At 69.6% G+C, this 25,032-nt stretch carries 18 protein-coding genes; 13 read left to right on the forward strand and 5 right to left on the reverse strand.

Annotated features, from left to right (window positions below; genetic code table 11):
* Positions 1-99 precede the first annotated feature (99 nt).
* Complete coding sequence (locus L0C25_RS12450) at positions 100-894, reverse strand: class I SAM-dependent methyltransferase (RefSeq protein WP_271631966.1); 795 nt, start codon at positions 892-894, stop codon at positions 100-102.
* A gap of 33 nt (positions 895-927) precedes the next feature.
* Here L0C25_RS12450 and L0C25_RS12455 point away from each other — a divergent pair, with 33 nt between their 5' ends.
* Complete coding sequence (locus tag L0C25_RS12455; protein ID WP_271631967.1) at positions 928-1,659, forward strand: Fic family protein; 732 nt, start codon at positions 928-930, stop codon at positions 1,657-1,659.
* A 224-nt stretch (positions 1,660-1,883) separates the two neighbouring features.
* On the opposite strand, the gene L0C25_RS12460 is transcribed toward L0C25_RS12455, so the two are convergent.
* A complete protein-coding gene (locus L0C25_RS12460; protein WP_456299984.1) occupies positions 1,884-2,675 on the reverse strand; it encodes an HAD family hydrolase in 792 nt (263 codons plus the stop codon).
* 62 nt (positions 2,676-2,737) lie between these two features.
* Positions 2,738-3,826, reverse strand: a complete 1,089-nt coding sequence (locus L0C25_RS12465) for a VIT1/CCC1 transporter family protein (protein WP_271631969.1) — start codon at positions 3,824-3,826, stop codon at positions 2,738-2,740.
* Between the two features lie 258 nt (positions 3,827-4,084).
* On the opposite strand from L0C25_RS12465, the gene ssd reads away from it, so the two are divergent.
* The 8 genes from ssd (at position 4,085) to L0C25_RS12505 (ending at position 9,247) form a co-directional block, all read left to right on the forward strand.
* Positions 4,085-5,164, forward strand: coding sequence for a septum site-determining protein Ssd (gene ssd, locus L0C25_RS12470; protein WP_271631970.1), 1,080 nt, complete (start codon positions 4,085-4,087; stop codon positions 5,162-5,164).
* Positions 5,161-6,321 carry a TadA family conjugal transfer-associated ATPase gene (locus L0C25_RS12475; protein ID WP_271631971.1) on the forward strand — a complete coding sequence of 387 codons (1,161 nt, stop codon included), beginning with the start codon at positions 5,161-5,163 and terminating at the stop codon, positions 6,319-6,321. The genes ssd and L0C25_RS12475 overlap by 4 nt, the downstream gene beginning before the upstream one ends.
* Positions 6,318-7,142, forward strand: a complete 825-nt coding sequence (locus tag L0C25_RS12480) for a type II secretion system F family protein (protein WP_271631972.1) — start codon at positions 6,318-6,320, stop codon at positions 7,140-7,142. The genes L0C25_RS12475 and L0C25_RS12480 overlap by 4 nt, the downstream gene beginning before the upstream one ends.
* A gap of 4 nt (positions 7,143-7,146) precedes the next feature.
* On the forward strand, positions 7,147-7,872 hold the full coding sequence (locus tag L0C25_RS12485) for a type II secretion system F family protein (RefSeq protein ID WP_271631973.1): 726 nt from the start codon (positions 7,147-7,149) through the stop codon (positions 7,870-7,872).
* Positions 7,873-8,038: 166 nt separating this feature from the next.
* Positions 8,039-8,221: a DUF4244 domain-containing protein gene (locus tag L0C25_RS12490; protein WP_271631974.1), complete on the forward strand. Its 183-nt coding sequence runs from the start codon at positions 8,039-8,041 to the stop codon at positions 8,219-8,221.
* Between the two features lie 95 nt (positions 8,222-8,316).
* Complete coding sequence (locus tag L0C25_RS12495; RefSeq protein WP_271631975.1) at positions 8,317-8,529, forward strand: DUF4244 domain-containing protein; 213 nt, start codon at positions 8,317-8,319, stop codon at positions 8,527-8,529.
* Positions 8,529-8,891 carry a TadE family protein gene (locus L0C25_RS12500; RefSeq protein WP_271631976.1) on the forward strand — a complete coding sequence of 121 codons (363 nt, stop codon included), beginning with the start codon at positions 8,529-8,531 and terminating at the stop codon, positions 8,889-8,891. Before L0C25_RS12495 ends, L0C25_RS12500 begins: the two co-directional genes overlap by 1 nt.
* Complete coding sequence (locus L0C25_RS12505; protein WP_271631977.1) at positions 8,888-9,247, forward strand: Rv3654c family TadE-like protein; 360 nt, start codon at positions 8,888-8,890, stop codon at positions 9,245-9,247. Before L0C25_RS12500 ends, L0C25_RS12505 begins: the two co-directional genes overlap by 4 nt.
* On the opposite strand, the gene L0C25_RS12510 is transcribed toward L0C25_RS12505, so the two are convergent.
* Entirely contained in the window at positions 9,223-11,580 is a 2,358-nt protein-coding gene (locus tag L0C25_RS12510) for a DEAD/DEAH box helicase (RefSeq protein WP_271631978.1), read from the reverse strand. The two genes, L0C25_RS12505 and L0C25_RS12510, sit on opposite strands and share 25 nt — an antisense overlap.
* A gap of 104 nt (positions 11,581-11,684) precedes the next feature.
* Here L0C25_RS12510 and L0C25_RS12515 point away from each other — a divergent pair, with 104 nt between their 5' ends.
* The 4 genes from L0C25_RS12515 (at position 11,685) to L0C25_RS12530 (ending at position 16,459) form a co-directional block, all read left to right on the forward strand.
* A complete protein-coding gene (locus L0C25_RS12515) occupies positions 11,685-12,023 on the forward strand; it encodes an STAS domain-containing protein (RefSeq protein WP_271631979.1) in 339 nt (112 codons plus the stop codon).
* 9 nt (positions 12,024-12,032) lie between these two features.
* Entirely contained in the window at positions 12,033-12,425 is a 393-nt protein-coding gene (locus tag L0C25_RS12520; protein WP_271631980.1) for an ATP-binding protein, read from the forward strand.
* A 104-nt stretch (positions 12,426-12,529) separates the two neighbouring features.
* Positions 12,530-14,890 carry a sodium-translocating pyrophosphatase gene (locus tag L0C25_RS12525; RefSeq protein WP_271631981.1) on the forward strand — a complete coding sequence of 787 codons (2,361 nt, stop codon included), beginning with the start codon at positions 12,530-12,532 and terminating at the stop codon, positions 14,888-14,890.
* Between the two features lie 132 nt (positions 14,891-15,022).
* The gene (locus L0C25_RS12530) at positions 15,023-16,459 is read left to right on the forward strand and encodes a calcium-binding protein (RefSeq protein ID WP_271631982.1); all 1,437 of its coding nucleotides are present in this window, start codon (positions 15,023-15,025) and stop codon (positions 16,457-16,459) included.
* Between the two features lie 62 nt (positions 16,460-16,521).
* Here L0C25_RS12530 and L0C25_RS12535 read toward each other — a convergent pair whose 3' ends face one another.
* Complete coding sequence (locus L0C25_RS12535) at positions 16,522-24,969, reverse strand: DUF5979 domain-containing protein (protein WP_271631983.1); 8,448 nt, start codon at positions 24,967-24,969, stop codon at positions 16,522-16,524.
* Between the last annotated feature and the right edge of the window lie 63 nt (positions 24,970-25,032).

Below are 25,032 nucleotides of genomic sequence, written 5' to 3' on the forward strand. Positions count from 1 at the left end.
GGGTCCGTCTTCTCGCGAGTGGCGCAGATTCGTCGTAAACAGGGCCGCCTGAGCAACGAACGTACGCCACTCGCGAACTGGCCGTACCGAAAGCCGCTGCTACCGGAAGCGGAAGACGACGTCACCCTCGTCGGGTTCCTCCGGCGGCAGCGCGGCGCGGTTGACCGGGGCGCGAAAGCACGACGTCACGTATCGCAGGCGTAGCCCGTCGGACCCACGGGCATGCCGTACGTGCAGCTCGCGCACCCGATCGAGCAGCGCGTCGCGATCGGCATCGGCGAGCGTCGCGACGTACGAGCGCGATCGGACGAGCGCGAGCAGCGTCTCGAGGTCGAGCACCTGCCACATGCCGAAGTCCTCGCGTTCGAGCGGGCCGAACAGCTCAGAGGAGGGCAACGGTCCGTCGTACAGCCATCGGAAGTCGGACCCCTCGCTGCCGATCAGGTCGGTCAGCTCGCGGACCCACGGGATCGACTCGTCGCGGGTGTTCCACACCAGGCCGAGCTCACCGCCGTCGCGGAGCACCCGGGCGATCTGCGGCAGCGCGCGCTCGGCGTCGAACCAGTGGAACGCCTGGCCGGCGATGACCCGGTCGAACGACTCGGAGCGGAACGGAAGCCGCTCGGCTCCGGCCTCGATCGCCGGTACGTCGAGGACCGCGCGCAACTGGCGCAGCATCGCCCCGGACGGGTCGGTTGCGATGACTGCGTGCCCGCGCGCCGCGAGCGTCTCGGTGAGCTTGCCCGTGCCGGCGCCGAGCTCGAGGACTCGTGCGCGCTGCGCGGGAAGCAGGCTGTCGACAGCGCGGTCGGGATAGCCCGGGCGGGCCCTCGCGTAGTCGTCGGCGACGCCTTCGAACGAGCGGCCGCGGCGTACGCGCAACGAGTGGTCCATCCCTCGCAGGCTACCGGTCACTATGCTGCCCCCGTGCCAACCGACGACTTCGCCAGTGCGAGCCGACTCGAGGGAGTCCCGTCCGCGTTCGCAGCCACCCGCGACGGAATCGACTCGCTGCTGCGAGACCGGGGTCTGCGGCGCAGCAGCCCCGACACCACGGCCGAGTCGCTGCTGCGTGGCGCCGCCGCGACCGCTGCGCTCGAGGGCAGTACGTACGACGTCGAGGCATTGCGCGCCGGGGAGGGTGACGCGGTCACCCTTGCCGCCGTACGCCTCTCGACCGAGCTGCTCGGTCTCGTACCCGTGTGGGAGCGGGCACCGCTGCAAGCGCTGGCGCGCCTGCACGCATTGGTCGCCGCTGGACGCGTCGATGCTGCGGATCTCGGTCGGCCGGTGCACCCGGCCGGTGCGCAGCGCCTCCACGCGCTCGCCCAGCAGGTCGTACGTCCGACAGAGGCGCCGGGCCTCGTCGTCGCCGCGCTCGTGCACGCCGAGGTGGCCGCCGCCGGTGCGTTCTGCTCCGACAACCCGATCGTCGCGCGTGCTGCCGAGCGGCTCGTACTCGTCGCGAGGGGTGTCGACCCGGCCTCGGTGACGGTGCCGGAGTCGGGGCATGCGCAAGCGCAGGGCGCGTACGAGAGTGCCCGGTCCGCGTACGAGGGCGGTGGCCAGGTCGGCCGCCAGCAGTGGCTGTTGTACGCGGCCGAGGCATTCGCGCGGGGAGCAGAGGCGACCCCGCTGGAGAACAACCCGCGCGCATAAGATCAGCGCCACCGCGTGGGGTGACGCTGACCTCCAGTTGCCATCGGCGGTTACCAGGCGTGCAGTTCTCAAAACATCGCCACGGGAGTCTCCCGGGACGATTGCCCTTTAGCGAGGGTGGATCGCCGCGTGGGTGCCGCAACAGCCGCTGTTTACTTCTTGCACCATTTGTACGCCGCCGCGCCCGGAATCTAAAGGGCTACCCATGGGTCACCTCTTGCGGTTCACTTCACAAGACGCTTTCGAACCTGATGTGCGACGAGGCCGGCAGTGAGCGCGCCGGCCACGAACGCGCCGGCGGCAATCCGCGAAGGGGTCGACCGCAGCGGCATCTTCGGGCGCAGCGCGACGGGACGTGCGAACTCGAGGATCGACCAGCCGTTCGTCTCGGCCGCGCGCCGCAGAACCTTGTCGGGATTGACGGCATATGCGTGGCCGACCGCCTGGAGCATCGGGATGTCGGTCTCGGAGTCGGAGTACGCGTACGACGTCGCGAGGTCGTAGCCACACTCTGCCGCGAGTTCGCGCATGGCGTCGGCCTTGCCGTCGCCGTACGCGTAGAACTCGATCTCGCCGGTGTATCGGCCGCCCTCCTCGACGAGCCGGGTCGCGATCACGCGGTCGGCGCCGAGCAGGGTGCCGATCGGCTCGACCACCTCGGTGCCGGAGGCCGAGACGATGACGACATCGCGGCCGGCCGCGTGGTGGAGAGCGATCAGGTCGACCGCCTCGGCGTACACGAGCGGGTCGACGATGGTGTGCAGCGTCTCGGCGACGATGTCGCGCACGGTCTGGACGTCCCATCCGGCGCACAGCTCGGTGAGGTACGCGCGCATCTTCGCCATCTGGTCGGCGTCGGCGCCGCTCAATGCGAACACGAACTGCGCGTACGCGCTGCGTAGCACCGACCGCCGGTTGATCAGGCCACCGGCGAAGAACGGCTTGCTGAACGCGAGCGTGCTCGACTTGGCGATGATCGTCTTGTCCAAGTCGAAGAACGCTACCGACGTACTCACGCCGCCGAGCATAGACAGGTGACCCGACGTCGCCCCACGGCCGGGCCCCAGCCCGTGTCTGCCTAGATGCCGGTCGTACCGAGGCCGAGTCCGAGCATGTACGTCACCGCCGCGGCGCCGTAGCCGATCGCCAGCTGGCGCAGAGCCCGGCGCACGGGCGGCCCGCCCGACAGCAGACCGACGATCGCGCCGGTCATGAGTAGCGCGATCCCGACCAGTACGGTCGCGATCGAGGCCGCGAGGAGGCCGGTCAGCCCGACCAGGTACGGAAGTACGGGGATCAGCGCGCCGGAGGCGAAGAAGCAGAAGCTCGACGCGCCGGCGCCGACACCCGTGCCGATGGCCTCGTGCTCGTCCGCCGAGGTGGCGGGCGTGATGTCGGCGCTGCCGTGCGCGGTGTAGTTGCGGAGGACCTCGCCGGCGCGGTTCTGCGCCTCCTCGGCGGACATTCCGCGGGCCCGGTAGACGAGCGTCAGCTCGTTCGCGTCGACGTCGAGGTACGGCACCGCCGCCCGCGCCTCCGGGTTGGGCGTCGCCGCCTCGAGCAGCTCGCGCTGCGACCGTACCGACACGTACTCGCCCGCGCCCATGGACAGGGCGCCGGCGAGCAGGCCGGCGAGCCCCGTGATCAGGACCGTCTCGTTCGACACCCCGCTCGCCGTCACGCCGAGCACCAGCGCGAGGTTGCTCACCAGGCCGTCGTTGGCGCCGAACACCGCGGCCCGGAACGTACCGGACAGGCGGCTTCGCCCGCGGGCCGCGAGCCCGCGTACGACCTCCTCGTGGATCCGCTCGTCGGCGGCCATCGTGTGGGTCGCGTCGTCGTCGTCCTCGTACGGAGACCGGCCCTCGGCACGCTGGGCCAGCGCGAGCACGAACACCGAGCCGAACCGGCGGGCCAGGAAGCCGAGGATGCGGGTACGTAGGTCGCTGCGCTGCGGGTGTCCGACGTCGTCTCCGAGCAGCTCTCGCCAGTGCGCCTCGTGGCGGCCCTCCGCCTCGGCGAGCGCGAGCAGGATCTCGCGTTCGGAGCCCGCCCGCCGGCCGGCGAGGTCGCGGTAGACGGCGGCCTCGGCGCGTTCGTTCGCGAGGTAGCGCCGCCAGCGCCGCAGATCGGCGTCGGACGGGTTGCGCTCGACTGGGGGAGACATGACGTTCCTTCCTCGGCTCCGGCCGAGGAAGGGTGCCTCGACCGGAGGATCTGGCACTGCTCCGGTCGAAGGTCTCGCTCGCCCTCGCGGGTGGTACGCCGGGCCGCGTTGGCCAGTGTGTCGACGCACCGCCGTCTCAACGAGACGGGAGCTACTCCCCTTCGGCGTACAGCATAACTTGCGCCCCATTCACATCGTTGTCCACAGCCGCGCCGGACGAACGGACGCGCGCGCTCGGCGGCCGCTACAGGTGTGGGTATGACATTCATCGATGCTGTACCGCGCCCGCTCGTCGTCACCTCGGATCCCGCGATGCTCGACGAGCTGCTGCGCCTCTGCGCGGCCGCCGGCGTCACGCCGGAGGTCGCATCCGATGCCGCGCAGGCGCGGCGGTCCTGGTCATCGGCGCCATGCGTCGTGGTCGGCCCGGGTCACGTCGACTCGCTCGCTCGTACGGTCGATCGGCGCGACGGGGTGGTGATCGTCGCCGAGCGTTCCGTCGATCCCGCCCTGTGGGAGCGCGCCGTCGACGTGGGTGCCGAGGGCGTCTTCGTACTGCCCGACGACGAGTCGGCGGTCGTCGACCTGCTCGCGGCCAGCACCGACCGGTCCGACGGCGAGGCATCCGTCGTTGCCGTCGTCGGAGGCACCGGCGGGTGTGGTGCATCGACGCTCGCGACCGGGCTGGCCGTCAGCGTCGTACACGACGGGCATTCCGCCATGCTCGTCGACGCCGATCCGCTCGGTGGCGGCATCGACATGCTGGTCGGCACCGAAGACGCCGAGGGTCTGCGCTGGCCCGACCTCGCCGTGACACACGGGCGCGTCAGCGGGGCATCTCTGCGCCAGGTGCTGCCGCGTACGTCCGGGCTGTCGGTGTTGTCGTGGGGCACGGCCGAGCTCGACGCCGTGCCGCGGGAGGCGATGAGCTCGGTGCTGTCGGCCGGTCGCCGCAGTCACGACCTGGTGGTCGTCGATGTCCCACGCTGGTTCGACGAGGCCGCCGAGGAGGCACTCGTACGCGCGTCGTGCGCTGTGCTCATCGTCTCGGCCGAGATCCGCGCGATCGCCGCCGCCCAGCGCGTCCTCGCCCGGTTACGGCCACTGTGCGCCGATGTTCGTCTTGTCGTACGCCTGCCCGGCCCGGCCGGCCTGCGAGCAGATGTCGTGGGCCGCACGATGGCGCTTCCGCTGACGGCGACGACGCGTACCGACCGGCGGCTGGCCGAGATGATCGACAACGGCTTCGGCCCGTTCGCCCGGCGTCGCGGGCCGTTGGGCTCGGCGTGCTCGAGCATCATCGAGGCCCTCGATCTCCCCGGCACGGTGGCGGCATGACGGCCGTCGCGGCCGAGCTGGTCGAGTCCGTACGCGAGACACTCGCCGAGAGCGGCGCACATCCGACGCCGTCCAACGTCGCGGGGGCGCTGCGATCGCAGGGGCGCCTGTACGGCAACGGCACGGTGCTCGCGCTCGTCGACGCGCTCCGCAGGGAGACGGTCGGCGCCGGGCCGCTCGACGACCTGCTTCACGAGGACGGCGTGACCGACGTTCTGGTCAACGGTCCCGATCACGTGTACGTCGACCGCGGCGACGGGTTGGAGCGCACCGACGTACGCTTCGCCGACGACGCTGCCGTACGCCGGCTCGCGGCCCGGCTCGCGGCGGCGGGTGGTCGCCGGCTCGACGACGCGAGCCCGCATGTCGATGTCCGGCTGCACGACGGTACGCGGTTCCACGCGGTGCTCTCGCCGATCGCCCGACCGGGCACGCTGCTCTCGCTGCGGGTTCCGGCACGCCGCGCGTACACGCTCGACGACCTCGAGGGCTCGGGCACGCTCCCGGCGCACGGTGCGTCCCTGCTGCGCAGGTTGGTGGCGTCGCGGGCTGCCTTCCTCGTGACCGGCGGCACGGGCTGCGGCAAGACCACGCTGCTTGCGGCGCTCCTCGGGATCGTCGATCCGAGAGAGAGGCTCGTGATCGTCGAAGACGCCAGTGAGCTGCGCCCCGACCATCCGCACGTCGTCGGGCTGGAGGGGCGGCCGATCAACGTGGAGGGTGCTGGTGCCGTCGTGCTCCGAGACCTGGTCCGGCAGGCACTGCGGATGCGGCCCGATCGGCTGATCGTCGGCGAGGTACGCGGCGCCGAGGTCGTCGACCTGCTCGCCGCCCTGAACACCGGCCATGAAGGTGGGTGCGGCACCGTGCACGCGAACTCAGCCGGTGATCTGCCGGCGCGCATCGAGGCGCTGGGCGTCGCCGCGGGGCTTCCTCGCGCCGCCGCGCACAGCCAGCTGTCCGCGGCGGTCGACGTGGTCGTCCATCTGACCCGACGAAGCGACGGTCGCCGCACGCTGCGCGAGCTGGCCGTCCTGAATCCGTCGGCCGACGGGCTGGCCCATGCGGTCACCGGGGTCGGCTTCGACGACGGCGGCGTGGCGTCGCCCGGTCCGGGCGAAGGACGGCTCGAAGCGATCCTCGGTCGCGCGCGATGAGCACCGTCGGCCTGGTCGCGATCGGCCTCGCGGCGTGCGTGGCAGCGCTGCTCGTGCGAGGCTCACCCGAACGCGTCGCCGCACGACGGCTCGGCTCATCGCGGCGTACGCTTCGCGCCCAGCTGGCGGTGCACCCGCTTCTCGTGGTCGTACCCGCGGTGGCCGTCGCGTCCGCCGTCGCATTCACCACCTTCGGCTCCCGCCCCAACCTGCTGCTGGTCGCGGTGACCGGCTGCGCCGTTGCGTACGCCGCCGTGACGCTACGGCGGCGCACCGCGGCGCGTGCCGTGCGGCACCGAAGACAGGCCGAGACGGTCGACATCTGCGACGCGATCGTCTCCGAGCTGGCGGCCGGCAGCCCGTCGACTCGTGCCATCGCCAACGTGGCGGCCGATTGGTCGTTCCTGAACCCCGTTGCGCACTGCGCCGATCTCGGCGGCGATGTCGCACAGAGCCTCCGCAACGTGGCGTCCGAACCAGGCCGAGCCGCGCTCGCGCAGATCGCCGCGGCCTGGGAGGTCTCGGTCCGCACGGGTGCCGGCCTCGCCGACGTGCTCGATCGCCTGTCGACGGCGATGCGCGCGGATGACGAGGCGCGTCAAGAAGTGGTCGCGTCGCTCGGTGCGCCGCGCGCGACTGCCAGGGTGCTCGCCGTGCTGCCGGTGTTCGGTCTCGCACTCGGGTCCGGCATCGGCGGGGATCCGCTTGCCGTGCTTCTCGAGTCCATGCTCGGGGCGATCTGCCTCGCGGTGGGCAGCGCACTCGCGATCTCGGGGTTGTTCTGGGTCGAGCGCATCGCCGATGCAGCGGAGCTGGTGTGACGTGGTGTGGGCAAGCGTCCTTGCCGGGCTCTCCGTCGCCGTCTGGATGCGGATGCCGTCGCCGAGGCGGGTGCGACGCGTTGCGGCCGGGCCCAGGGCCGACGGACCGATCGACCGGCTCCGAGACGCCGATCTGCTGACGTCACCGTGGATCGCCGCGCTCGGGGCGGCGATTGCCGTGACGCAGATCTTCTCCGGGGAGCTCGGGCTCGTGGTCGCGGCGGCGTGTGCGGTCGCCGCGTACCGGTGGGTGGACGGCCTCGAGTCGATCGGTGCCCGGCGCCGGCGCGAGCAGCTCGCCCGCGACCTACCCGTCGGAGTCGACCTCCTGGTGGCAGCGCTGTCGGCAGGCCGGCCACCCGGGCAGGCGATGGCGGCCGTCGCGGCCGCGGTCGGCGGCCCGCTGGGCACCGACCTCGCAGCGATCGCGGCTCGGCTGGAGCTGGGAGCAGATCCGACGCGGGTGTGGCGCGACGTCGCGGACGATCCCGTGCTGGGGCCGGTGGGCCGGTCCTTTCGGCGCGCGTCCCAGAGCGGCGCGTCGGTGACCACGGTGCTCGCACGATGCGTCGAAGACCTTCGGCGCCGGCGTCACACGGAGGCGAACCGGGTGGCACGAAGTGCGGGCGTACGTACAGCCGCTCCGCTCGGTCTCTGCTTCTTGCCGGCGTTCATCGTCGTCGGCGTCGTGCCGACGGTCGTCGGTGCGTTCTGGCATCTCGTGCTCTGAGGCGTCGCCTCGGACCGCGTTTCGTCCACAGTCCGGGCCGTCGGCACGCGGTTTTCCCCAGGGCGGTCCGGTCTCGCGGCAGCCGACGGTCCGAACCACGCACGGTGAAAGCGAAAGCCGCTCGACGCCTCGTCGAGCAGATCGAACTGAATCGAGGAGACAGCAGATGAAGACACTCAGAGCCCGACTCGGCCGTGACGACGCCGGCATGTCGACGGCCGAGTACGCGGTGGGCACCGTTGGTGCGTGCGGCCTCGGCGGCGTGCTGGTCAAGCTCGCGCAGAGCCCTTGGTTCGGAAACCTGGTGAAGGACGTCATCGACAACGTCACGCATTGGCTGCCCTTCTGAGCAGTCGCGTGTCGCCCGATTGCGCGCCGTAGTGCCGGGGCCGGGGCGCGTGCGGCTCGCCCCGGCCCTGTTCTTTCGCCTAGCAAGGAGAACCCATGTACAACGAGAAGCCCGCCGGCCGGTGCGCCTCGTACCGCGAGCGAGGGCACGCGACCGTCGAGTACGCGGTCGGCACCGTCGGTGCGGCGGGTCTCGCCGCCGCACTCGTCCAACTGGCCGGCAGCGGCTGGTTCTACGACCTGATCCAGTCGCTGCTGCGCGTCGCGTACGGCCTGCCCGAGTTTCCGACGCCCTCGGTGTTGTTCTGATGGCGCGGCGTAGCGAGAGCGGCATGGTGACGGTCGAGACGGCGGTCGTGATCCCCGTGCTCATCGTGCTCACCTTGGTGTTGGCCTGGATCGTGTCGCTCGGCATCGCACAGGTCCGCCTGGTTGATGCCGCGCGCGAGGCCGCACGGATGACCGCGCGTGGAGACTCAGAGTCCAAGGCGACGCAGCTGGCAGAGCGCATCGCTCCCGATGGCTCCGTGGTCGAGATCGACAGCGCCGATGGCGTAGCCGAGGTACGGGTCAAGCTCGTCGTTCGTACGGACCTCCCCCTCGTCGGCAAGATCGGCGCGGTCGACCTCGACGCGACGGCCTCCTCGGTCACCGAGGCGGGCGCGTCGTGACCGAGCGAGGGTCGGCGACGGTCTACGCGGTGGTGCTCGCGACCATGATCGGGCTGATGGCGGTCGTCGCGGCGCAATGCGTCGCGTTGGCGCGCATCCAGCACAAGGCCGCGAGCGCCGCCGACCTCGCCGCGATCGCCGCGTCGCAGGCCGCGCAGGCCGGCGCCGACGGCTGCGCACAAGCCCGCAAGGTGGCCAGCCGCAACGCGGGGGAGGTGCGCGAGTGCGAGATGGCCGACGCGGTCGCGACCGTCACCGTGCAGATCGAGAGTCCGACGATGTGGGGCCGGACGTGGCAGGTCGCGCAGCGTGCGAGGGCCGCGCCGGGCGACTACGTCGTGGAGCCGGACTCGTGAACGTCCGCCAGCACGACGTCGAGCAGCCGCACGGCGCCGGCCTTGTCCAGCGGCTGATTGCCGTTTCCGCACTTGGGCGACTGGACGCAGGAGGGGCATCCGTCGGCGCACTCGCATCCCGCGATCGCGTCGCGCGTCGTCTGCAACCACTCGGCGGCTCGTTCGTACGCTCGGCTGGCGAACCCGGCGCCGCCCGGGTGCCCGTCGTAGACGAACACCGTGAGCATCCCGGTATCCGGGTGCAGCGCGGTCGATACCCCGCCGATGTCCCATCGATCGCAGCTGGCGAGCAGCGGGAGCAGGCCGATCGACGCGTGTTCGGCGGCATGGGCCGCGCCGGGGATGTCCGCGGCCGACAACGCCGGGTCGACCGCGTCGTCCGGCACCATCCACCACACGCCCTTCGTCCGGAGCGTTCGTACGGGAAGGTCGAGCGGCTCCTCGGCGAGCACCTCACCCGATCCGATCCGGCGGCGCAGGTACGACACCACCTGCTGGCTGACGTCGACCGAGCCGTACGCCAGCTGGGTGCGTCCCCAGCTCGAGACGAGCTCCGGCTCCACGATGGCGATCTCGGTGACGTCGCGAGCGGTGGTCGTGTAGTCGGGCTCGTCTCGGTGTACGACGGCGACGCCGTCCTCGTGGTCGAACTCGTCGACGACGTACGTCTCGCCACGGTGGACGTACACGGCCCCGGTGTGCACGGTGGCATGCGCCGAAGAGGAGTCCGCGGTGCCGAGCACCCGGCCGGTCGCACCGTCGACGACGTGCACTGCGGGCCCTCCGCTCGAGCGGATGTCGGCGAGATCGGCAGCGCGTTCGCGCCGGGTCCAGAACAACCCCCGCGGTCGCCGGCGCAGCCACCCGGCCGCGAGAAGCGCGTCGGCACCCTCGGCACTGCCCGGCCCGAAGAGCTCCATATCGTCATCGGTGAGTGGCAGCTCCTGTGCGGCCGCAGCGAGGTGAGGGCCGAGCACGTGCGGGTTCGACGGGTCGAGCACGGTCGCCTCGACGGGCGCACCGAGGAGCTTGTCCGGATGCCTGACGAGATACGCGTCGAGCGGGTCGTCGCGGGCGACGAGCACCCCGAGCGACGCGTTCGTGCCCCGCCCGGCCCGACCGAACTGCTGGAACAGCGCGGCGCGGGTGCCCGGGAAACCGACGGTCACGACCGCATCGAGCCCGGAGATGTCGACGCCGAGCTCGAGGGCGCTCGTGCTCGCGAGTCCGAGCAGCTCGCCGTCGCGTAGCAACCGTTCGATCTCGCGTCGCTCCTCCGGCAGGTAGCCACCACGGTAGGTCGTGACCCGGCGAGACAGCGTCGGCTCCACCTCGTGGAGCAGGCGCTGTGCGGACATCGCGAGTGCCTCGGCGCCCCGCCTGGACCGGACGAACGCGAGCGTGCGGATGTCGGCGACGACGAGATCGGTGAGTACGTCCGCCGACTCGGCGATCGCGGAGCGGCGTACCGGCGCCTCGTGCTCACCACCGGCGTCGAGCAGCGGCGGCTCCCAGAGCGCGATCGCCGCCTCACCTCGCGGCGACGTGTCGTCGGTGATCGCTGTGGCGGGCACGCCCGTGAGCGCAAGCGCGAGTGCCTCCGGCTCGGCCACCGTCGCCGAGGTGAGTACGAATACCGGATGGGCGCCGTAGTGGGCGGCCAGCCTCCGGAGCCGACGCACGATATGAGCCACATGCGATCCGAACACCCCGCGATAGTGGTGGCACTCGTCGATGACGACGTATCGCAGTCCCGCAATGAATCGCGACCAACGCGCGTGACCTGGGAGCAGCGTGCGGTGCAGCAGGTCGGGGTTGGTGACGACGTAGTTGGCGTGGTCCCTCGCCCACGCGCGCTCCTCACGCGAGTTGTCACCATCGACGGCGGCCGCGCGTACGCCGTCCAGCCGCCGGTCGCTGGGTTGTTCCCCGATCAGTTCTGCGAGCCCGCGAAGCTGATCGTGCGCGAGGGCCTTGGTGGGTGCGACGTACAGCACGGTGGGCGATCGGTCGCGTAGCACGCTGCCCTGGCGGCCGGCGGTGAGCGCGCTGAGGGCGGGCACCTGGTAGACCGCGGACTTCCCCGATGCAGTGCCCGTCGACACGACCACCCCGTGACCGTCGAGAATCTGCTGGATCGCGTCGACCTGGTGCGCCCAGAGCTGGTCGATACCGATCGCTCGGTATGCGGCACGGATGTCGTCGGGTACGGTCGGCGGCCACTCCGCGTAGACCGGCGTACGCTCCGGGACGCGCTCAACATGCAGCAGCCGGTCCTCGCGCCGCGAGCCTGCCAGGGCATGGCGAAGCAGGGCAGACGGGTCCGTGGTCACGTGCGAAGTGTCTCAAACGGCAACGACCTCTCGGTTCCACCGCCGGTCGACCGATATCGTGATTGAATGCGGACGACGTATCTGTATCGGCGAAGGAGACTGGCGTGGACCTGTCGTTGACCACCCGGTCCGAGGGGCAGTACGAGGTCATCGAGGTCACGGGCGAGATCGATGTCTACACCGCACCCCGCCTGCGTGAACGTTTGATCGATCTTGTCAATCAGGGTCACCACTACTTGGTCGTCGACATCGAGAAGGTCGAGTTCCTCGACTCGACAGGTCTCGGTGTGCTTGTCGGAGGCCTCAAGCGCGTACGCGCCAACGGCGGGCGGCTGGTGATCGTCTGTACGCAGGAGCGGTTGCTCAAGATCTTCCGGATCACCGGCCTGGAAAAGGTGTTCGGCATCTACGGCTCCGTGAGCGACGCCATCAGCGCACACTGACTGCGCGCCATGCCGCGCATCGAGCTCCGCCTGCAGCCCGATCCCGCACTGCTCCGAGTGATGCGCGTGACGATCGCGTCCGCCGCTCGCGTCCAGCGGCTCGATGAGAGCCTCGTCGAGGACATCCGGCTCGCCGCGACCGAGGCCACGGCCGAGGCGATGGCCGCCCATACGGACGCCGAGATCGGCGATGCCGTTGTTGTCGGCCTGGACGTCGCCGATCACGAGGCGGTCGTGTCGGTCGACCACGTCGCAGGTCGCGGGCGGCCGCGGACGGCCGCGGACGAAGGCGTCGATCGCCTCGCCGTAGCCGCGGGTGTCGCGGATGGCTTCGAGGTGCGCACCGCCGGCGCCGGTACGACCCGCATCGAGATGCGCTGGTCGACCGAGCCATTATCATGACCCCCCCTGTTGTGGCCGACCTCACACCTGATTGGGTAGGGCGGTCACTAATGTGATCTCGTTCACCAGGATGGGGCCGACCCCGTCCGTCTAGGAGGATTTCCATGGCCAACATGACTGTGGCCGCGGCGGAGGACTTGTCGCTTTCCGGCGGCAACATGGCCTTCGTCGTGGTAGTAGCGGTCATCGGGGTCGTCGCGCTCGCGATGGCCGCACTCTTCCGGCAGGAGGTGCTGTCCGCAGACGAGGGCACCGAACGCATGCAGGAGATCGGCACCGCCGTACAAGAGGGTGCTTCGGCATATCTGACGCGTCAGTTCCGAACCCTAGCCGTGTTCGCACTGCTCGCGTTCGCCCTGCTGTTCGTCCTGCCCGGCGACGCCAACGTACGTATCGGCCGGTCGATCTTCTTCCTGTTCGGAGCAGGGTTCTCGGCAGCCATCGGATACATGGGCATGTGGCTCGCCGTACGCGCGAACGTGCGCGTTGCGGCGGCCGCCCAGAACGAAGGGCGCGACCCGGCGATGCGGATCGCGTTCCGCACGGGCGGCACGGTCGGCATGGCGACGGTCGGGCTCGGTCTGCTCGGCGCCTCGGTCGTCGTCCTCATCTACAAGGGTGACGCGCCGACGGTGCTCGAGGGCTTCGGGTTCGGTGCGGCGCTGCTGGCGATGTTCATGCGAGTCGGTGGCGGCATCTTCACCAAGGCCGCCGACGTCGGCGCCGACCTGGTCGGCAAGGTCGAGCAGAACATCCCCGAGGACGACCCCCGCAACGCGGCGACGATCGCCGACAACGTGGGCGACAACGTCGGCGACTGTGCCGGCATGGCGGCCGACCTGTTCGAGTCGTACGCCGTGACGCTGGTCGCCGCGCTGATCCTGGGCTCGGTCGCGTTCGGCGAGGAGGGCCTGGTCTTCCCGCTGATCGTGCCGGCCATCGGTGCGATCACCGCCATCATCGGCGTCTACATCACCAAGCCGCGGCCCGGCGAGAGCGGTCTGACCACGATCAACCGGTCGTTCTACATCTCGGCCACCATCTCTGCGGTGTTGTGTGTCATCGCCGCGTTCGCGTACCTCCCGACGTCGTTCGACGATCTGAGCGACATCGGCGGTGCGACCACGATCGAGCAGCTGTTCGGCAGCATGGGCGGCATCCAGCCCGCCGACCCGTCCAACCCGGCACTGATCGCGGCGGTCGCCGTCGTCATCGGCATCGTGCTCGCCGCGCTCATCCTCGCGCTCACCGGCTACTTCACCGGTACGGAGACCCGCCCGGTCCAGGACGTCGGCAAGACCGCGCTGACCGGACCGGCGACGGTGATCCTCGCTGGCATCTCCGTCGGTTTCGAGTCCGCGGTCTACACCGCGCTGGTGATCGGTGCGGCCGTCTACGGCGCGTTCCTGCTCGGTGGCGGCTCGATCATCGTGTCGCTGTTCGCGGTTGCGCTGGCCGGCTGCGGCCTGCTGACGACCGTCGGTGTCATCGTGGCGATGGATACCTTCGGGCCCGTCAGCGACAACGCGCAGGGCATCGCGGAGATGTCCGGCGAGGTCGACGAGGAGGGCACCAAGATCCTCACCGAGCTGGACGCCGTCGGCAACACCACCAAGGCGATCACGAAGGGCATCGCGATCGCGACCGCCGTGCTCGCGGCGACCGCGCTGTTCGGTTCCTTCACCGATGCCATCGGTGATGCGGTCGACGACCTCGAGGGCTCGTTCAAGCCGACGACCGGCGAGGCGCTCGATCTGCTCGGTGTGCTCAACGTCGCCGACCCGAAGAACCTCGTCGGCCTGCTGATCGGTGCATCGGTGGTCTTCCTGTTCGCCGGGCTGGCCGTCGCCGCCGTCGGTCGTGCCGCGGGCGCGGTCGTGTTCGAGGTACGCCGCCAGTTCCGCGAGATCCCCGGGATCATGGAGGGCACCGGGCGTCCCGAGTACGGGCGTGTGGTCGACATCTGCACTCGCGACTCGCTTCGCGAGCTGGCCACTCCCGGAGTGCTCGCCATCTTCGCGCCGATCGCCGTCGGCTTCGGCCTCGGCGTCGGACCGCTCGGTGCGTACCTCGCGGGCGCGATCGCGTCCGGCACCCTGATGGCGGTCTTCCTCGCGAACGCCGGCGGCGCGTGGGACAACTCGAAGAAGCTGGTCGAGGACGGCCATCACGGTGGCAAGGGTTCCGATGCGCACGAGGCCACGATCATCGGCGACACCGTCGGCGATCCGTTCAAGGACACCGCCGGGCCCGCGATCAACCCGCTGCTCAAGGTGATGAACCTCGTGGCGCTGTTGATCGCACCGGCGATCGTCGCACTGTCGTACGGAGACGACGCGAGTACGCCGATCCGGCTCGCGATCGCCATCGTCTCGCTCGCGATCATCGTCGCCGCCGTCTACATCTCGAAGCGGCGTCCGGTGGCAATCAGCGAGGCACAGGGAGACAGCCTCCCGGCTGCCTAGCCCTACCTCCGATAACGGGCGACCACACCATGGTGTGGTCGCCCGTTGCCGTCTCTGCGGAAATTCCTCGCTTCGCCGGTGCGCAGTGCCGATCTTTGGAATAGTGGCGCGCGATCAACGGGAGGGGCAACGATGATTGCGACCAGATCGGGCGGCTTCGTCACCGCCGTGGCAATGGTCATCTCGATTACCGCCGTGGGCACGGCGCAGGCGACCAAGGCCGAGGAGACACAGGACGCGCCGAAGCGCTGCCATGGCCACCAGGTGACGATCCACGGGACGAAGGATGACGACCGGATCGCCGGGACTCCGGGCCGCGACGTGATCGACAGCGGTAACGGCGATGACACGATCAAGGCACGTGGCGGCAACGACATCGTCTGCGCCGGCAAGGGCGCGGACGCGCTGTTCGGGGGCAGCGGGCGCGACCTCCTGGACGGCGGTCCGGACAGGGTGGTCAAGGGATTCCAGTGGCGCATCCACGGCGACCGGTTCATCGGCGGACCGGGGAACGACCGGATGATCGGCGGCGGAGACAAGGACCTTCCGGACGCGGCGTGGTGGCGCTCCAGGGACCGGGTGGAGTTTCCCGGAGCCACGGGAGCGATCACGGTCGGCAAGCGTGGTGTGGTGCGCGGACCCGGCGTAGGGCGTGACCGGTTGCTCGGGGGTATGCAGCGGATCAGCGGGACCAGATGGGCAGACGACATCACCGTCCGCGGTGACTGGGACGTTGCGGCCAGAGACGGAAATGACCGGGTACGTGTCTTGCCCGGCAGGCACTACAACCAGTTCTGGCCGCTGATCGAGGGCCAAGGCGGCGACGACCGTCTCGACGCGTCGCGCGCGGACCGGACGAACTACTACCACGAGTTGGACGGCGGCACCGGACGCGACCGGCTGATCGGGTCGGATCACGACGATCGCATCCTCGACCCCGCCGGCGCCGGTGTCGTCCGTGCAGGCGGCGGGAAGGATGACCAGGTCCGGGCGATGTCCAGGATGACGGTGTTCGGCCAAGGCGGACGCGACGTGATCCAGCTACAAGTCCGTAAGGGCAGGCTTCGGCCGATCAACGGTGGCGCAGGCAGGGACCGGCTCGGCCTGACCCAGCGATTCGCCGGCGATATCGACGTACGCGTGCCGGCGCATCGGCTCCGGATCGGACGCCGTGAGACCCGCCTGCGCTCCGTCGAGGGATTCGGTCTGCGCGCCCGGAACGCCGACGTACGCTTCGTCGGCGGCAAGGGTAGCCAGGACGTCTCGACCTTGCTGAGCAAGGGCCAGGTCGCCCGCATCCGGCTGGGAGCCGGCAATGACCGCTACGAGCACACCAACGGGCGGCACCCGCGAGGGCTCGATCGCACCGTTGTCCACGGCGGCACCGGCAGCGACACCTTGTTCGGCGGCGACGGCCCGGACCGGCTGTTCGGTGGGCGCGGCGATGACGGGATGTACGGCTACCGCGCCAACGATCGGCTGCGCGGTGGCAAGGGTCGCGACACGAGCGGCGGCGGAGGCGGCAACGACCTGTGCCGGGCGGAGAAGAAGCGGAACTGCGAACGCTAGCGGGCAACGACGCCTAGTGTCCTGAGCCGGGTGACCCGACTCAGGACACTAGGTTCCGTCGCTCAGCTCAGCCGGCGGCTCCTGCGGATCGCCATCCCGCCGACGCCGATCGCGAGGATGGAGAGCACGACCCAGATCGGGTTGATCGGGCCGCCGGTGTCCGGCAGGTCGTCATCGTCGTCGTTGTCGTTATCGTCGTCATCGTCGTCGCCCTGGTGCGGGCCGAAGGTGTTGGTCGCGCGCACCAAGACGCTGTCGTTGTCGCGCACCGTCACGGTGCCGGGTTCGATCGCCACCTCGTCGGCGCCGCCGTTGTCAGGCTCCGTGACCGTGCATTGCGCGCGGGCCGGTAGGTTCTCGAGGATCCAGGTTTCGTCGGCCTCGAGTTGGTGCGTCTTGTTGCGTACGACCTTGGGGCTCGCGTCGTCGACGGTGCAGCGGGCGCGCAGTGTGTACGGCCCGGTGGCGTCGTCGGCACCCTTGCCGTCGACGACCTTGGTGATCTGGAGGTCGCCCCGACCGTCGTCGTCGCCGCCTTCGTCCGGGCCGAACGTGTTGGTCGCCCGCACCGTGACGGTCTTTCCGTCGGCCACGGTCACGGTGCCGGGATCGATCGTGACCTCGTCCGCGCCGCCCTTCTTCGGCTCGGTCACCGTGCACTGGGCGTCGGCGGGCAGGTCGTCGACCGTCCAGGTCTCGCCGGCCTGCAGCTCATGTCGCTCGTCGCGCACCAGCTTCAGGCTCGCGTCGTCGAGCGTGCACCGCACCCGCAGCTCGTACGGCCCGGTCGCGTCGTCGGCGCCCGGTCCGGTGACGACCTTCTTGACCAACAGATCGCCTGCACCGTAGGCGTTCGTCGCCGTGACGGTGTCGAGATCGGTTGTGCCCGCTGTCAACGTGAACGTCGCCGAGGTGCCGTCACCAGGTGTTGTCTCACCGTCCTGGGTGATCTGCATCGCGGTGTCCTTCGCTCCGCCGGTGTCGGTCTCGGTGACCGTGCAGTCAGCGCCGACCGGGACGCCGTCGAGCTGCTGCGACTCGCCCGCGTGGACCGTGATCTCGGTGTCGAGCACCGTCTGGCCGTTGAACTCGCATGTCGCGTCGAAGGTGTAGTCGACGTTGTAGGTGACCGGGTCGCCGTTGGCATCGACCGCGCCGCCGGCGTCGACCATCTTGTCGATCACGAACCCGGTGTTGTCATACCTGTTCTCGATCGTCGCGGTCGCGCCGTCGCCGGTGATCGGGACCTCGCCGTCGCCGGTGATGGTCGTCGAGGTCGCATTGCCGGTGTCGGTCTCGGTCACGGTGCAGTCCGAGCCCACGGGTAGCTCGGCCGTGGTGAACGACTCGTCGGGCGCCAGCGTGAAGTCGTACGGCCCGGGCTCGGCGTCCGGGTTTTGCGGATCGACGTTCAACGGGACGTCGCCGTACGAACACTCGACCTCGACGCCGAACTCGTCGGCTGCGTACTCCGAGGCGTCGCCGGTGACGAGCTTCTCCACCGTCAGCGGCGCCTCGTCGAACACGTTGACCACGGTCGCCTGGGCGACCGGCCGTCCGTTGCGTACGGTCACCGTATCGGGGACGACGATGACGTCCACGGTGTCGGGGAACTGCGAGTCGGGCACCTCCGTCACTTCGCACGACGCTCCGACCGGCAGTCCGTCCCAGATCGCGACGGGGCTCTCGGACGGTGTCACGTCGCGGGTGGCGCCACCGGGGATGTCGACGTCCTCGGTCTCGCCGTCCACCTCGCGGGTGCACGCGAGGCTGAACGTGTACGTGTGATCCCGTGCCTGCTCGAGTTGCTGACCCTCCAGCCCGGCGATGACCTTCCTGGCCCGCACTTGGCCGTCGAGGAAGGTGTTGGTCACCGTGACCGTCGCTTCCTGTGGCGGGGTCGAGCCGTTGCCGACCGTTATCGGTGAGCCCGCGATCGACGTGTCGTTCGCTCCGCCGGTCTCGGTCTCGGTGACCGCGCACTCCGCGCCGGTCGGCAGGTTATTCACCGTCCACGTGTCGGAGTTGCCGTTCGCGAACGGCGGCGTGAACGTGTGCGTGTCCTCGAACACCGGATCCGGAGTGGCGCCGTCGAGGGTGCACACCATCTCGACCTCGAACGGCTCGGTCGCCCAGTCGTCGACTCCCGCGCCGTCGAGCGCCTTCGTGACGTTGACCGACCCAACGGTGTAGTGGTTCGTGAAGTCGACCGTGTTGACGTGCGCGTCGCCCTCGTCGGGTTCGATGGTGAACTCCGCGGAGGTGCCGTCACCGGACGGCGTCCCGTTCGGCAGCGCCACGACACTCGTGCTCGCGGCGCCGCCGGTCCCGATCTCGGTGACCGTGCACTCCGAGCCGGCCGGGAGGTTGTCGAACGCCTGGTCCGCACCGTCCGCAAGGGTGAACGTCTCGTCGAGGACCGTGACGTTCTCCTCGCCGTTGTCGTACGTACACGTCGCGGTGAAGTCGTAGTCCGTGTCGTACGTGATCGGGTTGCCGTCCTGGTCCACGGCGCCGCTCTCGTCGACCTCCTTCGATATCGTGAAGCCGCCGACCTCGTAGGTGTTGGTCGCCTGGATCGTCGCGGGGTCGATCGGGTCGGGCCACGCCGGCTCCGCGATGTCGTCGCGGTCGGCGAAGTCGCGCGTGGCGTCGACCGCACCGGACGTGGTGCCGGTTCCCGGCGGATCCCAGGTCACCGTCGCACCCGGCGGCACGGGATCCTCGGTCGCCGTGCAATCCGCACCCCAGGGGATGGTGAGGGTGCCGTCGTCATTGACCGCCACCGTCTCGTCCGGGGGCACGGTGACCTGACTCTGGTCGTTGCCGTCGGCGTCGACGATGTCGACGTCCTCCGGACCCGACGTACACGCGAGCTGCATCGGGTACGAGTCGGGCAGCGCGTCGTCGGGGAACCCGTCGGGTACGTCGACGACCTTCTCCAGCGCCAGCTGGCCGGTCGCGGTGGCGACGCCGACCTTGCGCGGCTCGATCACGTTCGTCGGGTTCGGCTCGCCGTTGAAGAACGCCGTGGCTCCCGCGGCGAACGAGTTCCACGCGATCGGCGTCGGCGGCAGCTCTCCCGGCATGTCGGGCGTCCACGGCGTCTGGGTGTCGAAGCCCACCGACACGGTCGCCAGTGGTGGGAGTCCACCACCGGTGGGCGAGTCCGTGTAGTCGATGACGCCCTTGATCGCCTTGGCTTGAGCGAGCTCGGCCGGCGTCGTGTCCGGGTTGACCCGGACCCAGTTGCGGCTCTCGACCTCGTCGTAGCAGTCCGGGTAGGTCGCAGCACTCCAGTCCGGGTCGGTGTCGCTGAGAATGTCGGCCTGGTTGCACGCCTGGTCCGGCACCGTCGTCAGGTAGTAGAACGAGACGAAGTCGTCGGCCAGGTCGACCGGCTCGCCGTCGGTGGTGAAGTTGCCCAGCAGCGTTGGCGTCCACTCGGACTCGCGCTCGGTCGGCACGATGACTCCGGTGTCACCGGGGTGCGGGAGCACGTCGATGCCGGCGAGAATGGTGGCGGTCGTGTTACCGGAGTTGGTCAGCCGCAGCTGCCAACGCTCGGTGCCGCCCGGTCGGGTGATCGGCTCGCACGGGTAGACGTAGAAGTCGTTCGGCGCGTTCGGAGCATCGCATTCGCTGACGTCTGTGCCGTCGGAGACGACTCGGCCGAGGTCGTCGTAGTTCGCGTCACCCGGAGCGGCGTCGGGCAATCCGGCGCCGACGCCCTTGACGGACTTGGTCACCCGGAGCGGCGACGCCGCGAGCGGCTGGGTGACCGTCGACGCCGCGCATGCGTCGACGTTCGTGTCGGTGTTCTCGATCGTCTCGTTCTGGGTCCACTCGCAGGTGTCGTACGTGCGGTCGTCGGTCGTCGTGACGCCGTTCTCCACCTCGGTGCCCGGCTCGAGTCCCGGCTGGTAGATCAGCGGCGTCTCCACGGTGAGCACGTCGCCCGGCTCGAACACGAAGTCGTCCGGGGGAGTGACCGTGAGGACGCCGGTGTCCTCGTCGAGCTCGGCGCTGAACCCGTCGGTCGACTTCGGGTTCCCGTCCGCGTCCACCAGCGTGAACGTGTAGTCCGGGGCGGGGTCGCCGTCGGAGTCGCGCGGCTCGACCAGCATCGAGCCGTTGTCGTTGGTCTGGATCTGGTCGGTGATCGTCACGCCGGTCTGCGGCCAGGTGCCGGTGTTCTCGACCGTGAACTCGTACGGGATGTTGCTGTCCGGCAGGTACGACGGCGGCTCGCCGTTGCCGTTTCCGGGAGCCTTCGTGATCGACACCTCGTTGGTCAGATGCCTGCGCAGGGTGCTGTCGGTCGCTGCGTCGTCGGCCTCGTACACGCCGCCGCCCGGAGTGCCGAACGTACCCTCGCCGTGGACGTCCACGGTGTCGGTCGTACGACCCTGTTCCTCCTCGCCGGGCGCGGTCGGCTGGCCGGGCTCGGTAGTCGGTACCGGCACGGTGTTGTCCTCGCCGTTCGGCCCGATGATCAGGGTGTCGCGCATCGTCGCGGTGAACTCGACCGGGACGATCGGGTTCGGCGGTCGTTCCCACCCGGTGCCGTCGGCATTCTGGAACGAGAACCGAAGACCGCGTACGTCTCCCGCAGACACGCCGTCCGGGAGCTCCGGCACGATGCTGCCACCCGTGTCGGTCCAGTCGCCATCCACCCAGCAGTCGGCGAGGTCGGTGGAGCCGTCGCACATCGCCACCGGAGCGCCGTCGGCGTCCAGCTCGTACGTGACACCGACGAGCGCGTCGGTCTTGATCTGTGCGACCGGGGCGGGTGTGGCCACGGCGTCGAACGAGGTGAAGTCGAACGCGTTCCAGAACGTCTCCTCGGTGTCGGTGATCGTCAGCACTCGGGTTCGGACGTTGCCGGTCGGCTGACCCTGGAGGTGGATCGTGTAGTCCCGGCTCTCGTTCTCGAACCGCTCGGCGGGGTCGATGGTTTTGTCGGCCTCGACGCCGTACGTCGCCTCCTGGATGGTGACGGTGTCGTCGGCGTTGGCGCTGGCGTCGTCCTCCGGGCTGCTGACATCGGTCTGGGCGATGTTGAGGACTTCCTCGCCCACCTGGACGGGGCTTCCGTCGCTGCGGTGGTCAGGCCGCAGGCGCATGCTCAGCTCGACGACGGACTGCGCGTCGGGCTCGATCGCGACGAGCGTGCCGTCGGGGCTGTGGTGCAGGACCCGGATCTGCGTCACGTCGGCCAGGTCGGACTCGCTCAGCGCGAGCGCCTCGTCGATCGTGAGTGCCTCGCCCTCAGTGCCGTTCTCGGTCAGGAACACCTCGGAAAGGGCAGGGTCCGCTGCCGTCGGCACGCTGATCGAGACGATCTGCTGCAGGTTGAAGACGTCGAACGTATTGGACGTCTGCTGTGCCGTGTCCACCGCGTCGGTGACCTGAAGGTTCGACACCTTCGCCGGCGTGGTGTTCGTGGCGGTGAGAGTGGCGAGCACGAGCGGGTAGTCCGACGGATCCGTGCCGCCGTCAGCCGGCGGCAAACCCACGGCGTCGGTGTCGAACTCCTTGGTCAGCTCGGTGTTCACAGCCGAGTCGGTGATCGTGATCCGGGCGTCGTCGGTCGATGGCGCGTAGTCGTCCGGTGTCAGGCTCGCGGTGTTGTCGACCAGGCCGGGCTGGCCGGTGTTGTACGGGACCTCGGGGTGCTGAGTGCCGAGGACCGGCTGGTCCGGGTCGGAGCGAAGCGTCTGCCGGATCTGGAAGGTCAGGTCGATCGGGCGGCTCGCCGCCTCGGAGTTGGCCACGCCGCTGCCGACCGGCGGATCCGTTGCCGGGTTGGTGATCCGGTCGGCGCGGGTCGGGCTCTCCTCGAACGTCAGGCGCGCGCCGAGCGCGCTCGCCTGCTCGTCGTCGCTGAGCGTGTAGCCGGGGAACACGCCGTCGCAGGCGGCGCCGTCCGCGCCACAGACCGTCTCGGTGATGTCGGTCCAACCCTCGCCCGGGTCGTTCCCGTCGCCGTCGCCGTTGGTGTCGAGGTAGAGCTCTACGCCCGTGACCGCGTCGAACGTCATCAGCGGATCGTTGTTGGCGTTGATCGGCTGGATCTCCACCAGGTTGAACGCGTCGTACACGCTGGTCGAGACGTCGTCGAGCTCACCGGCCGACGCGGGGTCGGCGATCACGGCCTGCTCGATCGGGAAGCCGCCCGTGCCCCAGGTGATGCGGGCATCGCGCTGGTCGTCGGTCAGCGCACCGACGGTGACGGCATCATCGGGGTTCCCGGTGTCGGGGTTGAGCCAGCTCTTGTCCAGCAGGTCGGTGCCGGGGCCGTCGGGCGCGGGGACGACGTCGATGCTGTCGCTGTCGTCGTCGTACCGCGGCGTCTCCTGCGAGTCGGGGTTGTCGACCTTCGACTGGACGTCGTTCGTCTGCGTGATCGTCTCGTCGTCGGGCAGCGCGCTGCCCGAGCCGTCCCGCAGCTGGTCGCGCTGCGCGACCGTGAAGTACGGCTGCACCTCGAATCCGGGCGGCAGGGTGCCGTCGGGGTCGGTCGGCTCGTACGTGAGCCGGATCCCGGCGATGTCCTCGCGTTCCTCGGCGGTCGGCGTCCAGTTGAACGGCGAGTCGTCACTGGTCAGCCCGCTCTCGACGGTGACCCACTCCTGCTGGGAGTTGCTCCAGTACTCGACCGTCAGGGTCGTGTTCGTCGGGATCTCGACCGGGCCGAGCGAGACCAGGTCCATCGCGTTCCAGAAGTCGGTGAGCGCGGGAGGGTTGTCGCTGTCGGGCGGCTGCGGCGATGGGTCGGTGATCTGCAGGACGTTCGACCCGATCGTCGAGTCCCCCGTCACCATCGCGTCGAGCGAGATCACCGTCGCCGACCCGGGGACGCCGGGCATCTGGTCGCGGACGATGTCCTTGGTGACCTCGGTGTCCACCTGCAGCGGCAGCACGTTCAGATCGGCCGTGTCGTCGTCGGTTGCAGAGGTGTCGTTGGCATCGGTGACCTCGGTGGACGTCGAGTTCGTCGATGTAACTCCGGGGGAGTCGTCGGGCAGTGTCGGTGCCATGACGTCGTACGAGAGGTTGGCGACCGCGTTCTGCTGGATCGGCCCGCTGTACGTGATCTCGAAGCCGGTGACGGTCCGGTCCGGATCGGGCCCGGGCAGGGTATTGGCCTCGGTGGCCGTTTCGGTGGTGGGGTCGCCCTCTGTATAGGTATAGGTGACCGAGGCCTCGGTCGCGTTCGCCGGCCACTCGATCGAGTCGGCATCGAAGCCCTCGAACGTCACGTCCTGCTCGTCGAAGCCCGGCTCTCCCGGCCCGGGGTCGCTGATCACCATCTCGGTGACCGGAATGGGCCCGTTCGTGGAGCTGATCGTCGCCGTGCTGGTGCCGCCCGACGGGACGTTCGCCGGGGTGTACGTCTTCTCCGTCGTGACAGTCGGATCAGCTCGGCTGATCACCACGGTCGCGTCGTCGGTCACCACCTCGGACTCGTCCTCGCCGAGGGTGACCTGCGTGGACGTCACGTTGGTGACCGTCTCGTCGGTGCCGGCAGGAATGTCCGTGACGTTGCTACGGGTCTGTGTCTCGAGGACGATCGTGGACGACGCGTCGGGCGGGATCGTGGCGCCGTCCTCACTGATCCAGGTGATCCGCAGTCCGTGGATATCGGAGAGCGTGATCCCGTCGAGCAGGGCGTTCGGATCGTCCGGGATCGCGGTCGGCGTGCCGTCGGTCCACGTACCGTCGGCGCTCTGCCAGTCGACCTGCACCTGGGTGGCGCCCTCGGGCGGAGTGATCGACGAGATCCCGGTGACCTCGAGGTACTCGAACGGGTCATCGGCGCCGTCGGCCGGGTCCTGCACGACCATCGTGTCGACGGACGCATTGGAGGCGTTCGAGGAGTCGATGGTGAACTCGACGGGTTCTCCCGGAATGCCGGGGACGCCGGCGGGAGTGATGGTCTTGTCGACCGTCGCCGCCAGTTCGAGCGGAATGTCCAGGGTCACCGCGGCGGAGGCGTCGACGTTTTCGCCGTTGGTCTGGGTGGCGTCCGCCGTGTTGGTGACCGTGCCGCCGTAGTTGGCCTGTGCGTCCTCGGGCACCATCACGTTCACGACGATCGTGATGTCGGTGCCCGACTCCATTCCGACGACACCGTCACCGAGGTCCTGGGTGAAGTCGATGGTGAACGCGTCGCCGTCCTCGGTGACCGCGTACTCGTCGTTCGCGATGTTGCCGCTGACGCTGACGGCTGGGTTGCCATTGAGCACCAGCGGCTCAGGGAGCTCGTCGGTCAGCTCCGCGTCGTCGCAGCCGGGACCGTCGACGCTGGAGCAGGAGAGCTCGATCTCGTACTGGAACGTGTCGCCCGGAGCGTACGACTCCTGCGGGTTGATGACGCTCTTCGATATCTCGAGGACGCCCGTGCCCTGCGCCTGCGCCGGAGACAGCGCGAGGCCGCCGAGCGCAGTCGAGAGCGCGATGACCAGGGCGCTCAGAACGGACAGGACGATGCGGCCTCTGGACACGCTGCCTCCGAGGGTTCGACGTGCACAACCAACCGGCACCCGGACGTACCGGTCCTTTACTTT

The organism is Solicola gregarius, assembly GCF_025790165.1.
In the GTDB taxonomy this organism is placed as follows: domain Bacteria; phylum Actinomycetota; class Actinomycetes; order Propionibacteriales; family Nocardioidaceae; genus Solicola; species Solicola gregarius.